Origin of the sequence: Desulfopila sp. IMCC35006, from assembly GCF_005116645.1 — a bacterium.
GTDB lineage: Bacteria > Desulfobacterota > Desulfobulbia > Desulfobulbales > Desulfocapsaceae > Desulforhopalus_A.
Genome location: NZ_SWCM01000093.1, coordinates 1 through 237 on the forward strand (window position 1 = coordinate 1; position 237 = coordinate 237).

The 237-nt window shown below is 40.5% G+C and carries 1 rRNA gene; it reads left to right on the forward strand.

Annotated elements, in window-relative coordinates:
• Nucleotides 1-159: 159 nt before the first annotated feature.
• Nucleotides 160-237, forward strand: a 5S ribosomal RNA gene (rrf, locus tag FCL47_RS24270); the annotation flags it as partial.

The window sequence follows — 237 nt, forward strand, 5'->3', positions numbered from 1 at the left end:
AAAAAAATAGTAATACTATACCACAACAAAAAAAATGCTAAAGATATGAAGGCCATAACAAACAAGAGCAACCACACCTTTAGGGACGAAATCTATAATATACTCGGGCTGGGGAAATAAAGTAATACTCCCCTACCCCAAACAAATTGATACAGATTTTACGGCGGTCATAGCAAAGAGCAGCCACCCGTTCCCATTCCGAACACGGAAGTTAAGCTCTTTAGCGCCGATGGTACT